This window comes from Kitasatospora sp. NPDC004615 (genome assembly GCF_042873545.1).
Taxonomy (GTDB): Bacteria; Actinomycetota; Actinomycetes; order Streptomycetales; family Streptomycetaceae; genus Kitasatospora.
Window position 1 is genome coordinate 590449 of record NZ_JBIALQ010000003.1, and the last position, 11939, is coordinate 602387.

General features: G+C 71.5%; 10 protein-coding genes. 5 read left to right on the top strand and 5 right to left on the bottom strand.

The genetic code is table 11. From position 1 onward, the window contains the following. The first annotated feature begins 117 nt into the window (after positions 1-117). Genes ACFYS8_RS14020 through ACFYS8_RS14035 form a run of 4 tightly spaced genes read left to right on the top strand, consistent with a single transcriptional unit; the run spans position 118 to position 3702 of the window. Positions 118-1131 carry an ABC transporter ATP-binding protein gene (locus tag ACFYS8_RS14020; RefSeq protein ID WP_387640295.1) on the top strand — a complete coding sequence of 338 codons (1014 nt, stop codon included), beginning with the start codon at positions 118-120 and terminating at the stop codon, positions 1129-1131. After that, entirely contained in the window at positions 1128-2024 is an 897-nt protein-coding gene (locus tag ACFYS8_RS14025) for an ABC transporter permease (RefSeq protein WP_387640298.1), read from the top strand. Before ACFYS8_RS14020 ends, ACFYS8_RS14025 begins: the two co-directional genes overlap by 4 nt. A gap of 9 nt (positions 2025-2033) precedes the next feature. Next, positions 2034-2975: an ABC transporter ATP-binding protein gene (locus ACFYS8_RS14030; protein WP_387640301.1), complete on the top strand. Its 942-nt coding sequence runs from the start codon at positions 2034-2036 to the stop codon at positions 2973-2975. A gap of 10 nt (positions 2976-2985) precedes the next feature. After that, entirely contained in the window at positions 2986-3702 is a 717-nt protein-coding gene (locus tag ACFYS8_RS14035) for an ABC transporter permease (protein WP_387640304.1), read from the top strand. 70 nt (positions 3703-3772) lie between these two features. On the opposite strand, the gene ACFYS8_RS14040 is transcribed toward ACFYS8_RS14035, so the two are convergent. Together ACFYS8_RS14040 and ACFYS8_RS14045 are read right to left on the bottom strand one after the other, a co-directional pair. Further along, positions 3773-5020 (bottom strand): CynX/NimT family MFS transporter, encoded by a 1248-nt coding sequence (locus ACFYS8_RS14040; RefSeq protein ID WP_387640307.1) that lies wholly within the window; start codon positions 5018-5020, stop codon positions 3773-3775. 58 nt (positions 5021-5078) lie between these two features. After that, positions 5079-5798 carry a FadR/GntR family transcriptional regulator gene (locus tag ACFYS8_RS14045; protein ID WP_051653221.1) on the bottom strand — a complete coding sequence of 240 codons (720 nt, stop codon included), beginning with the start codon at positions 5796-5798 and terminating at the stop codon, positions 5079-5081. Positions 5799-6134: 336 nt separating this feature from the next. On the opposite strand from ACFYS8_RS14045, the gene ACFYS8_RS14050 reads away from it, so the two are divergent. Continuing rightward, positions 6135-7973: an LCP family protein gene (locus ACFYS8_RS14050; RefSeq protein ID WP_387640310.1), complete on the top strand. Its 1839-nt coding sequence runs from the start codon at positions 6135-6137 to the stop codon at positions 7971-7973. Between the two features lie 69 nt (positions 7974-8042). Here the strand turns inward: ACFYS8_RS14050 and ACFYS8_RS14055 are convergent, their stop codons facing one another. From ACFYS8_RS14055 to pheA, 3 genes are all read right to left on the bottom strand, one after another. After that, complete coding sequence (locus tag ACFYS8_RS14055; protein ID WP_387640313.1) at positions 8043-8861, bottom strand: HAD family hydrolase; 819 nt, start codon at positions 8859-8861, stop codon at positions 8043-8045. 55 nt (positions 8862-8916) lie between these two features. Next, positions 8917-10194 (bottom strand): serine--tRNA ligase, encoded by a 1278-nt coding sequence (serS, locus tag ACFYS8_RS14060; protein WP_387640315.1) that lies wholly within the window; start codon positions 10192-10194, stop codon positions 8917-8919. A 716-nt stretch (positions 10195-10910) separates the two neighbouring features. Next, positions 10911-11846 (bottom strand): prephenate dehydratase, encoded by a 936-nt coding sequence (gene pheA / locus ACFYS8_RS14065; RefSeq protein ID WP_387640318.1) that lies wholly within the window; start codon positions 11844-11846, stop codon positions 10911-10913. Positions 11847-11939 lie beyond the last annotated feature (93 nt).

Sequence of the window (11939 nt, forward strand, 5' to 3'; positions counted from 1 at the left end):
ACGATTCCCGGCCCGCCCCCGCGACCCCTAGGGGGCGGGCCCGGAGTGTCATCCCGTGGGCGGACGGAAGCTCAGCTTGTCAGCGCATTCCGCGCCGGGGGTGACGGCACTACGTTGATGACCGTGTCCACAGTCATCAAGACGGACGGCCTCACCAAGAGGTTCCCCCGGGTCACCGCCCTCGACCGGCTCACCGTGGAGGTGCAGCCCGGCGTGGTCGGACTGGTCGGAGCGAACGGTGCGGGCAAGTCCACCCTCATCAAGATCCTGCTCGGCCTGTCCCCCGCCACCGAAGGCACCGGACAGGTGCTCGGGCTGGACATCGCCACCCAAGGCGCGGAGATCCGCGAACGGGTCGGCTACATGCCCGAACACGACTGCCTGCCGCCGGACGTGTCCGCCACCGAGTTCGTCGTCCACATGGCCCGGATGTCCGGCCTGCCGGCCGCCGCCGCCCGCGAACGCACCGCCGACACGCTGCGCCACGTCGGCCTGTACGAGGAGCGCTACCGCCCGATGGGCGGCTACTCGACCGGCATGAAGCAGCGCGTGAAGCTCGCCCAGGCACTCGTCCACGACCCGCAGCTGGTGCTGCTGGACGAGCCGACCAACGGCCTCGACCCGGTCGGCCGGGACGAGATGCTCGGCCTGATCCGCCGCATCCACACCGACTTCGGCATCTCGGTGCTGGTCACCACCCACCTGCTGGGCGAGCTGGAACGCACCTGCGACCACCTGGTGGTGATCGACGGCGGCAAGCTGCTGCGGTCCTCCTCCACCGCCTCGTTCACCGAGGCCACCCAGCTGCTCGCGGTCGAGGTCACCGACCACCCCACCGACCACACCTTCGACGCCGAACAGGTGCTGCGCGAACGCCTCACCGCCGCCGGACTGACGGTGCGCGCCGACAGCGGCCGCATCCTGCTGGTGGAACTCGCCGGCGACGAGACCTACGACACCGTCCGCGACACCGTGGACGACCTCGGCCTCGGCCTGATCCGGCTCGAGCAGCGCCGCCACCGGGTCGCCGAGATCTTCAGCAGCAACTCCGACGGCGACCAGCAGCCCGCCCGGTCCGAGACGCATGACGAGCAGGCCGCGGCCGTGCCGGCAGGAGGCGAGCAGGCATGACCACCCCCGCCAACACCCACAGCGGCGTCATCCACGACATCGGCTACCGCCCCTACACCGGTCCCCGGCTGGGACGCGGCTACGCCACCCGCTCGCTGTACGTGCAGAGCCTGCGCGCCGCGTTCGGCCTCGGCCGCTCCGGCAAGTCCAAGGTGCTGCCGTTCCTGCTCCTCGGCGGCCTGGTCGCCCCGGCGCTCGCGATGCTCGCCATCGCCACCTTCGCCGGCCTGAAGCAGATGCCGCTGGACTACGCCCCGTACCTCGCCAACTTCGGGGTACTGACCCAGATCTTCCTGGCCGCGCAGGCCCCCGTGCTGATGTCCCGCGACCTGCGCCACCACGTCGTACCGCTGTACTTCTCCCGCCCGGCCAGCCGCACCGACTACGTGGCAGCGAAGTTCGCCGCCATGTTCAGCGCCCTGCTGATCATCCTGACGCTGCCGCTGCTGGTGCTGTTCATCGGCTCGATGCTCGCCAAGTTCCCGTTCGGCGACAACCTGGTCCACCTGCTGTACGGCCTGTTCGCCGCCGTCCTGTACGCGCTGCTGTACGCCGCGCTCGGCCTGCTGATCGCCGCCCTCACCCCGCGCCGCGGCTTCGGCGTCGCCGCCATCATGGGCACCCTGATGATCACCAGCGCGATCTCGGCGATCGTCCGCGGCCTGACCGGCGGCTACGACCCCGTCCCCAAGGAGTCCGCGGCCTGGGCCGAGCTGATCTCGCCCAGCGCCACCGTCCAGGGCCTGGTCAACAAGGTGTTCAACCTCGGCGGCGACGGCCCCGAGCGGCTGGCCGCCCCCGGCACCTTCGGCGTGCTGGTGTTCGCCACGGTCATCGTCCTCCTCACGGCCGGCAGCTACGCGCTGACGCTGCGCCGCTACCGGAACGTCTGAGAGGCAGCCATGGCCGTCATCACCATCGACAAGGTCTCCCGCTGGTTCGGCAACGTGGTTGCCGTCAACGACGTCACCATGAACATCGGACCCGGCATCACCGGCCTCCTCGGCCCCAACGGCGCCGGAAAGTCCACCCTCATCCACATGATGAGCGGCTTCCTCGCCCCCTCCTCCGGCGCGGTCACCCTGGACGGCGCCCCGATCTGGCGCAACCAGCAGGTCTACCGGCAGATCGGCCTGGTCCCCGAGAAGGAGTCGATGTACGACTACCTGACGGGCTGGGAATTCGTCCTCGCCAACGCCGAACTGCACGGCCTCGCCAACCCCGGCGCCGCCGCCAAGCGGGCCCTCGCGCTGGTCGAGATGGAATACGCCCAGGAACGCCAGACCGGCACCTACTCCAAGGGCATGAAGCAGCGCGTCAAGATGGCCTCCGCCCTGGTCCACGACCCGGCGGTACTGCTGCTCGACGAGCCGTTCAACGGCATGGACCCGCGCCAGCGCCTCCAGCTGATGGAACTGCTGCGCCGCTTCGGCGCCGCCGGGCGCACCGTGCTGTTCTCCTCGCACATCCTCGAAGAGGTCGAGCAACTCGCCCGCCACATCGAGGTGGTGGTGGCCGGACGGCACGCCGCGTCCGGCGACTTCCGCGAGATCCGCCGCCTGATGACCGACCGCCCGCACCAGTACCTGGTGCGCTCCAGCGACGACCGCCGCCTGGCCGCCGCGCTGATCGCGGACGGCTCCACGGCCGCCATCGAACTCGACGCCACCGCCCTGCCCCACAGCGGCTCCGCCGCGGGGGCCCTGCGCATCCAGGCGATCAACTTCCAGGGCTTCACCACCCTGCTGCCCAAGGTCGCCCGCGAGGCCGGCATCCGGCTGTACACCGTCTCCCCGGCCGACGAGTCGCTGGAAAGCGTCTTCTCGTACCTGGTCTCGTCCTGAAGGGCCCCCGATGAACACCACCGTCGCCAGGCTCACCGCGCGCGGGCTGTTCGGCCGCCGGCGCATCCTGATCCTGCTGGCCGTCCCGGTCCTGCTGCTGGTCATCGCGGTGATCGCCCGCAACAGCACCCTCGACAAGCTGGAACTCGCGCACAGCATCCTGGGCAACCTCGCCCTCGGCACCCTGGTCCCGATCACCGGACTGATCACCGGCACCGGCGTCATCGCCACCGAGATCGAGGACGGCTCGATCGTCTACCTGCTCGCCAAGCCGCTGCCGCGCTGGAAGATCGTCACCACCAAGCTGGCCGTCGCGATCGGCAGCACCTGGCTGCTCGCGACCGTCCCGACCTACCTGGCCGGGCTGATCCTCTACGGCGGCGCCGACAACGTCGCCCTCGGCTACGCCGTCGGCACCCTGGTGTCCGGCGCCGCCTACAGCGCGCTGTTCCTGCTGCTTGGCGTGGTCACCCGGCACGCCGTGATCGCCGGCCTCGCCTACGCGCTGATCTGGGAGAGCCTGATCGGCAACTACGTCGAGGGCGCCCGTACCCTGTCCGTCCAGCAGTGGGGCCTGTCGCTGACCAAGGCGATCGCCGCCGACGGTACCGTCACCGCCCCGGTCGCACTGACCACCGCGGTGTGGCTGCTGATCATCGCCGCCGTCGGCGCCACCGCGCTGGCCTCGGTCAAGCTGGCCGGCCTCACCCTCAACGGCGAGGAGTAGGCCGGAGGAACGCGAAACGGCGGGGACGGCACGCAGCCGTCCCCGCCGTTCGTCGTTCCCGAGGCAGTCGTCAGATCGTCCGGTCGCGGCCCGCGCCCCAGCCGGCCACCGCCGCCACCGCGGCCAGCGCCAGCATCACGATCAGCGTCGCGTCCCAGCTGCCGGTCAGCTGCTTCAGCGCACCGCCGCCGACCGGACCGGCCGCCGCCACCAGGTAGCCCACCGCCTGGCTCATCCCGCCGAGCCGGGCCGCACCCAGCGCGTTCTCGGTCCGCAGCACGATGAACGCCAGACCCAGGCCCAGCGAACCGCCCTGCGCCAGACCCAGCACCGCCGCCGAGAACCACGCGCCCGACACCGGCGCCAGCAGCAGCCACGCGATGCCCGCCGCGTTCAGCCCGGCCATCGCCAGCGCCAGCCCGCGCTGCCGGGTCATCCGGCCCGCCGCCAGCGGCACCAGGAACGCGCTGACCACCTGCACAAGGTTGCTGAACGCGAACACCAGACCGGCCTCGCCGCGCGCCATCCCGTGGTCCGACAGGATCGTCGGCATCCACGCCACCAGGGTGTACACCAGCAGCGAGGAGATACCCATGAACGCGCTGATCTGCCACGCCAGCGGAGACTTCCACGGGCTGACGGTGACGCGCTGCGCCGCCGTCGCCGGGGCCACCCGCAGCGGCACGGTCGGCTCCCGGCGGGCCTTCAGCACCTGCGGCAGCCAGGCCAGCCCGGCGACCAGCGCCAGCACCGACCAGGCGCCCAGCGAGGCCTGCCAGCCACCGCCGAGAGCGTGCTCCAGCGGCACCGACAGCGCGGCCGCCATGGTCGCGCCGACCAGCATGGTGGTCGAGTAGACGCCGGTCATCATGGCCGCCCGGTGCGGGAACTCCCGCTTCACCAGGCCCGGCATCGACACGTTCAGCACCGCGATCGCCACACCGATCACCATGCAGCCCGCGTACAGCGTCCACACCGACGGCAGCACCCGCAGCAGCACACCAGCGCCCAGCGCCAGCACGGCGCCCAGCACCACCCGCTCGGTGCCGAACCGGCGGGTCAGCCGCGGCGTCAGCGGCGCGCCCACACCCTGGAACAGCACCGGCACCGTGGTGATCATGCCGCTCGCCGCCGCCGACAGGCCGAAGGTGCGCTGGATCTCCGCCACCATCGGCGAGACCGCCGCCAGGCAGGCCCGCATGTTCAGGGCCACCAGCACGATGCCCACCAGCAGCAGGGCGGGGTGCGCGAACTTGGCGGTTCGGGTACCGACCTTCGGATCGAGGACGGGCTGCACGGCACGGGTGACCGACGACATGGCGGGGCTGACTCTCTGTGCGGGTGGAAGAAGAAGGGAACGGGCGGGCGGCGCGGCGCTACTTGCGCGCGGCGATCTCGGCGAGCAGCTGCTCCACCGCCGCCGTCGGCTCCGCCAGCAGGGCCCGACAGGCCGCCTCGGCCCGCTCCGGGTCACCGCTCTCGATCGCGTCGACCAGCGCCGCGTGGGTGCCGATCGCCACCTCGGGCATGTCGTGATCGCCGAACGCCGCGCGCATCGACTCCCGCACCGAGGCCCCGAAATACCGGTACACCTCGGTCAGCGCCGGGTTGTGCGCCGCCTCCACCACCGCCGTGTGGAACTCCAGGTCGTGCTCGACGGTGGCCTCCCGGCCGGCCCGCTCCGGGTGCGCGGCCATCACTTCGGCCTCCCGGGCCAGCGCGGCCCGCATCCGGGCCAGGTCGTCCGGGGTGTGCCGCTCGGCGGCCAGCCGGGCCGCCTCGGTCTCCAGCGCGGCCCGCACCTCCAGTACGTCCCGCACCCCCGACCGCTGCACTCCGCGCAGCACCGACGCCGGATCACTGGTCGAGCGGACGAACGTCCCCTCGCCCTGCCGGGAGACCAGCATCCCCGCGTGCACCAGCACCCGGATCGCCTCCCGCACGGTGTTGCGCCCCACCCGCAGCCGCTCGGCGAGCTCATGCTCGGTCGGGATCCGCGACCCCACCGGCCACGCCCCGCCCGCCAGCTGCTCGCGCAGCTGCTCGATCGCCTCGTCCACCAGTGAACGCCGCCCGGCCGCCTGAAGTCCCTCCACGCCGGGCTCCCTTCTCGCTCACTGTCGGATGTCGGTCATCCTACAACTCCTTGCCCGGTCATCCTACAACCGCCCTGGCATGCGAAAACGCTGCCCGCCCGGGCAGTCGCGAAGGGCTCTTGCGGAGGTTGTCGGGGCGCTGAAGTCACCTGTCTCACACGGGAGAACGGGAACCCCTGGTGTGGACACGTCGTTCGAGTGCTCGGAGTGGAGACCCAGGCCGTGACTTTCGAAATGATCCCTTTATATGCTCCGCTCTCTAGCTTCATCCGTCGGCCCAGCGGACGGACTGGTTGCTGAGGCGCCCGACGGCCGCCTCCGGTGAAGGGTGTACGTATGGCAGGCCAGAGGGCGGGGGCGTCCGACGCGGATGCCGGCTGGTGGGAGAACGATCCGCCGCAAGGCGGCACCTACCAGCAGGACGCGCCCCGTCGCGACGACGCGCCGTCCACCGGAGTCCCGCGCCGCCGCGCGGCGAGCCACGACGACGCTCCGGCCGCCGGCGGCCGCGCCGCGTCCCGCCGCGCCCAGGGCCGCGGCTCCGCCGCCACCCCGCCGCGCTCCGGCCGCCGCGCCGCCCCCGCCGCCGAGCCCGAGCCCGAGACCGAATCGGCGGGCGGCTCCGGCCGCGGCGGCCGGGCCGGCTCCCGCCGGGCGGCGGCCGCCCAGGGGCGCCGCAAGCCCCGCCGCACCAAGAAGATCATCATCTGGTCGCTGGTCGGCACCAGCCTCGTCGTGGTCGGCACCGGCGGCTACTTCTACTGGCGCCTGAACGGCAACATCTCCGCCTTCGACCGCGAAGGCATAGCCAAGGACCGCCCCGCGGCCGCCGAGCCCGACTCCCAGGGCCGCCGGCCGATGAACATCCTGCTGATCGGCTCCGACTCGCGCGACGGCGCCAACAAGGACCTCGGTGGCGGTCAGGAGGGCGGCGCCCGCTCCGACACCACGATCCTGCTGCACGTCTACGCGGACCACAAGCACGCCGTCGGCGTCTCGTTCCCCCGCGATGCCGTGGTCGACATCCCCAAGTGCCTGCTGCCGAACAAGAACTGGACCAAGCCGCAGACCAACGCCAGGTTCAACAGCGCCTTCTCGGTCGGCGGCACCGAGCAGGGCAACCCGGCCTGCACCCAGAACACCGTCGAAGCCCTGACCGGCCTGCGCGTCGACCACACCATGGTGGTCAACTTCGAGGGCTTCTCCGCGATGACCAAGGCCGTCGGCGGCGTCGAGGTCTGCCTGCCCAACGCCATCCACGACTACGACCTCAACCCCAACCTGCCCAAGAAGGGCGGCAAGGAGATCTACCCCAAGGGCATACAGAAGGTCGAGGGCCAGGCCGCCCTCGACTACGTCCGCCTGCGCCACGGCATCGGCGACAACTCCGACGTCGGCCGGATGAAACGCCAGCAGGCCTTCCTGTCCCAGCTCATCAAGTCGGTCAAGACCAAGGGCATGAGCCCGACCAACCTGCTGCCGCTGGCCGACGCCGCCACCAAGTCGCTCACCGTCGACCCCGACCTGGCCGGCGTCGACAAACTGCTCGACCTGGGGATGTCCCTCAAGGACATCGACCTGCACGACATCAAGTTCATCACCACCCCCTGGCACTACCAGGGGGAGAAGATCGGCCTCAACCACCCCGAGGTCGACCAGCTGTGGGCCGCCCTCAAGGCCGACCGCACCCTCGACGGCCAGGACGCCGGCGCCGGCGAGAGCCCCGCCCCGAGCGAGTCCGCCGCCCCGTCCACCAGCGCCCCGGCCGCCCCGCCCGCCAACGGCGCCGGCATCAAGGTCGCCGTCCTCAACGGCAGCGGCGCCTCGGGCCTCGGCAACAAGGCCTCGACCGCCCTGAGGGCCGCGAACTTCACCGTCACCAGCACCGGCAACGCCAGCAGCCAGAACCACGCCACCACCGTGGTCCAGTACGGCAGCGCGAGCCAGAAGGCCAACGCGCAGGCCGTCGCCTCGCTGTTCCCCGGCGCCACCGTCGAAGCCGGCTCCGGCGCGGGCATCACGGTGACCCTCGGCAAGGACTACGCCGCGAGCGCCGGCGGCGACGGCGCCCAGGGTGGCGGCAACACTCCCGCCCCCGGCCCGCTGCCGACCAGCGTCACCAACGACGCCCGCTCCGCCGACGACGACCCCTGCGCCAACGTCAGCTACGGCTGACCGGCGGACCCGCGGCACACGAAAGCGCCACCGGCACCAGGCCGGTGGCGCTTTCGCCGTCCCTGAGGGTCAGCCGTTGAGGCCGAACACCCGGTCCAGCACCACGGCGACGCCGTCCTCGTCGTTGGAGACGGTCACCTCGTCGGCCACCGCCAGCAACTGCTCGTGCGCGTTGCCCATCGCCACCCCGTGCGCGGCCCACCGGAACATCGGTATGTCATTGGGCATGTCACCGAACGCGATGGTCTCGGCCGCCGTGACACCCAGCCGCCGCGCGGCCAGCGACAGACCGGTCGCCTTCGTCAGACCCAGCGGAAGCAGCTCGACGATGCCGTCGCCCGCCATCACCACACCCACCAACTGACCCGCCACCGACCATGCCGCCTCGGCAAGTTGATCGTCCGTCAGCTCCGGGTGCTGGATGTACAGCTTGCTCACCGGCGCGGCCAGCAGCTCCTCCGGCGCGACCTGTCGCACCGGCAGCCCGGTGGCGATCCGCAGCCGGTAACCCGGCCCCGCCACCACCTCGCCGTCCAGCCCGTCCTGATTGGCGGCGACCGCCAGCGGACCCACCTCGGCCTCGATCTTGGCCAGCGCCAGCGCCGCCAGCTGCCGGTCCAGCGTGACCGAGGTGAGCAGCTTGTGCGCACCCGCGTCGTAGACCTGCGCGCCCTGCCCGCAGACCGCTATCCCGGTGTAGCCGATCTCGTCCAGCACCGGCTTCGTCCAGCCCGCCGAGCGGCCCGTCACGATGATGTGCTGCGCCCCGAGCGCCGTCACGGCGCCCAGCGCCTCACGGGTCCGGGCGGAGACGTTCTCGGCGCCGGTGAGCAGCGTCCCGTCGAGATCGGTGGCGACCAGCCGGTAGGGCAGGGCGGCGGTGCTCATGCGCGAAGTGCTCCAGGTGCTCCGGGACGACGGGACGGACGGGACGGGCAGGCGGTTACTTGGCCGCGGGCTCCAGGACGGCCTTCCCGCCGAGGAACGGCCGCAGCGCCTCGGGCAGCACCACCGAGCCGTCGGCCTGCTGGTGGTTCTCCAGCAGCGCGACGATCACCCGGGGGACGGCCACCAGCGTGCCGTTGAGGGTGGCGACCGGACGGACGCCGTCCTTGTCTCGCATCCGGATGGAGAGCCGGCGGGCCTGGTACTCGGTGGTGTTGGAGGTCGAGGTGACCTCGCGGTACTTGCCCTGGGTGGGGATCCACGCCTCGATGTCGAACTTGCGGGCGGCGGACGCGCCGAGGTCGCCGGAGGCGACGTCGATCACCCGGTAGGGCAGCTCCAGCGCGTTCAGGAAGTCCTTCTCCCACTGGAGCAGGCGGCGGTGCTCGGCCTCGGCGTCCTCGGGGGTGGTGAAGACGAACATCTCCACCTTCTCGAACTGGTGGACCCGGATGATGCCGCGGGTGTCCTTGCCATAGGTGCCGGCCTCGCGGCGGAAGCAGGACGAGAAGCCGGCGTAGCGCAGCGGCAGCTTGTCGCCGTCCAGGATCTCGTCCATGTGGTAGGCGGCCAGCGGGACTTCACTGGTGCCGACCAGGTACCGGTCGTCGTCCTCGAGGTAGTAGACGTTCTCGGCGGCCTGGCCGAGGAAGCCGGTGCCGTCCATCGCGGCGGGGCGGACCAGCGCCGGGGTGATCATCGGGGTGAAGCCGGCCGCGGAGGCCTGCGCCATCGCCATGTTGACCAGGGCCAGTTCGAGCAGCGCGCCCGGACCGGTCAGGTAGTACGAGCGGGCACCGGCCACCTTCGCGCCGCGCTCGGTGTCGATCGCGCCGAGCAGCTGGCCGAGTTCGACGTGGTCGCGGGGCTCGAAGCCCTCGGCGGCGAAGTCGCGGGGGGTGCCGATCTCCTCCAGGGTGACGAAGTCCTCCTCGCCACCGACCGGAGCGGCCGGGTCGATCAGGTTCGCCAGCGAGCGCTGCAGCCGCTCGGCCTCGTCCTTCGCCTCGCTCTGCGCGGCGTCGGCGGCCTTCACCTCGGCGGCCAGCTCCTTGGTGCGGGCCAGCAGGGCGGCCTTCTCCTCGCCCTTGGCGGCGGCGACCTGCTTGCCCAGCTGCTTCTGCTCGCTGCGCAGTTCGTCGAATCGGGTGCCGGCGGCGCGGCGGCGTTCGTCGGCGGAGAGCAGGGCGTCGACCAGGTCGACGTCCTCTCCACGGGAGCGCTGCGAGGTACGTACGCGGTCCGGGTCGTCACGGAGCAGGCGAAGGTCGATCACGGATCAAGCCTACCGGTGGCCGGTGGTCCGGTTCCGGCCATCGCAGGGCTTGGGCGGGTATGTCGCACTCTGTCCGGAAATCTGGCATCCTGCGCCCGGCCATCGGCGCGGGGGGTGTGGGCAAGCGCTCCGGGGGCTGGGGATAACTCCCGCCAACCTGTGGATAACCCCGGTGGACAACTCTTTCGAGGTCCGGTTATCCACAGGTGTGCGCCTGGGCCTGTGGACAGGAGAAAACCCATGGTCCGTGGGCCATCGAACCGGCATTTCCAGGTTTCAAACCTCGATACGGCTTCCCGAGTGAGGGAATTCGCTCGCTCGCACAGGTGATTTGTCGGCGCAGGGGTGACTCTGGTCCGATTAGTCCTCCCTATGCCCCTAGCTGATGATCTGACCGGGCCTGAGGGTGTCTTTACCGGTTTGTCGACTCCGGCCCGTCCTGTGGATAACTTCACAGCAGCTGGGGACAACCGCCCCTGTGGATGCCGGCCACCGCCCTGTGGATGAACCACCCCGCCCCGCACCCCGCACCGACGGCCCCCGGAGCACCGTCGGTGAACACCCGTCGGCCGGGCAGGTGACGTTCGGGCGTGTCGAAAATGAACGGAACGGGGCCCGGTGCGGCCCCGCCCCGGCCGAAATCGCGTTCTTGCGGCGCGACGCGGAGTTGGGCGTCGGAGTCCGCCCGTCGGGCGTCGGAGTTCGCCCGTCGGGCGTCAGAGTTCGCCGCGGCCGTCCAGGCAGCGGGACAGCCAGTCCGCGGCGTTCGCGAAATCCAGGTCCGAGGTGCCCCGCCGGAGCGGGGAAGCGGCGCCCCGGTCGGCGCGCGGGTACGAGCCGAGAAAACGCACCTGCGGGCACATCCGCTTCAGACCCATCAGCGCCTCGCTGACCCGCCGCTCGCTCAGGTGCCCCTCGCAGTCGATCAGGAAGCAGTAGCTGCCCATGCCCTCGCCGGTCGGCCGGGACTCGATCCGCATCAGGTTGATCCCGCGCACCGCGAACTCCTGCAGCAGCTCCAGCAGCGCACCCGGGTGGTCCTCCGGCAGCCAGACCACCATCGACGTCTTGTCCCAGCCGGTCGCCGAGGACACCCGCCCCGGCCGGCCCACCAGCACGAACCGGGTGGTCGGCGCCGCCGCGTCCTGGATCTCGTCCGACAGCACCCGCAGCCCGTACAGCTCCGCGGCGAACGCCCCCGCCACCGCCGCGTCGTACCGGCCGTCCTGCACCAGCCGGGCACCCTCGGCGTTCGACGCCGCCGACTCCCACTGCGCGTCCGGCAGGTTCGCCGCCAGCCAGTGCCGCACCTGCGGCTGCGCCACCGGGTGCCCGGTGACGGTCTTCACGTCGGCCAGCGCGGTGCCCGGGCGGACCAGCAGCCCGAACGAGATCGGCAGCAGCACCTCGCGGTAGATCATCAGCGCGCTGCCGTTGATCAGCTCGTCGCTGGTGGTGGTGACCGCGCCGTCCACCGAGTTCTCGATCGCCACCATCGCGCCCGCGGCCTCGCCCGCCCGCACCGCGTCCAGCGCCGCCGCCACCGACGCCACCGGCGTCAGCTCCCGCGTCCCCGCCTCCGGCAGGGTGCGCAGCGCGGCCTCCGTGAAGGTGCCCGCGGGCCCGAGATAGGTGTAACGGGTCGCCGACATGACCGCCTCCGAACGAACAGCGTGATGCGAACTGCGAGATGCGAACTCCACGGGCCCACAGGGCTCGGTCTGCCACCTTAGCCACTTCCGCGG

Coding starts and splice junctions, on each gene's coding strand:
- ACFYS8_RS14050 (WP_387640310.1), top strand. CDS start 6,135: ATGGCAGGCCAGAGGGCGGGGGCGTCCGACGCGGATGCCGGCTGGTGG.
- ACFYS8_RS14030 (WP_387640301.1), top strand. CDS start 2,034: ATGGCCGTCATCACCATCGACAAGGTCTCCCGCTGGTTCGGCAACGTG.
- ACFYS8_RS14025 (WP_387640298.1), top strand. CDS start 1,128: ATGACCACCCCCGCCAACACCCACAGCGGCGTCATCCACGACATCGGC.
- pheA (WP_387640318.1), bottom strand. CDS start 11,846: ATGTCGGCGACCCGTTACACCTATCTCGGGCCCGCGGGCACCTTCACG.
- ACFYS8_RS14040 (WP_387640307.1), bottom strand. CDS start 5,020: ATGTCGTCGGTCACCCGTGCCGTGCAGCCCGTCCTCGATCCGAAGGTC.
- ACFYS8_RS14020 (WP_387640295.1), top strand. CDS start 118: ATGACCGTGTCCACAGTCATCAAGACGGACGGCCTCACCAAGAGGTTC.
- ACFYS8_RS14035 (WP_387640304.1), top strand. CDS start 2,986: ATGAACACCACCGTCGCCAGGCTCACCGCGCGCGGGCTGTTCGGCCGC.
- ACFYS8_RS14055 (WP_387640313.1), bottom strand. CDS start 8,861: ATGAGCACCGCCGCCCTGCCCTACCGGCTGGTCGCCACCGATCTCGAC.